Raw genomic sequence first — 380 nt, forward strand, 5'->3', positions numbered from 1 at the left:
GGGTGGAGTTGTATAGCTTTGCTCTTCTACAGATGTAAGCCATGTAATTATCTCAGCTTTGTGCTCTCTTAATTTCTCCATCACATCAGGTGTAAGACCCCCTGGAACTGCATGAACTTTAAGTTGATCGTCACTTTGCAATGTAAAGCTAATTTTCCTTTCAATACAAGACTGAATAAAGTGCTCTATATTCATAGTAAAAACTCCTCAGTTTGTTCCTCTAATTTGGTTGTTACCGCAGCAATATCACCCCCGAAAAAGTTTGAGCGCTCTTCTTCAATAAAATCAACCAACTCAGAAATCGTTGGCGTAGAAAAAATATCTTGTACTTTTAAAAAATAACCACGAGCTTTTAACTCAGAAATCAGTTGCATGACCAA

The 380-nt window shown here is 37.1% G+C and carries 2 protein-coding genes; both read right to left on the reverse strand.

Annotation, left to right across the window (positions count from 1 at the left end):
- The coding region (locus J8L71_RS18410; RefSeq protein WP_211001810.1) for a hypothetical protein at positions 1-195 on the reverse strand (195 nt) is incomplete at its 3' end.
- Positions 192-380 (reverse strand): hypothetical protein (locus J8L71_RS18415; protein WP_211001811.1); only part of this gene is annotated, 189 nt, incomplete at its 5' end. The genes J8L71_RS18410 and J8L71_RS18415, both read right to left, overlap by 4 nt.

The organism is Pseudoalteromonas sp. MMG007 (assembly GCF_018100985.1).
GTDB lineage: Bacteria > Pseudomonadota > Gammaproteobacteria > Enterobacterales > Alteromonadaceae > Pseudoalteromonas.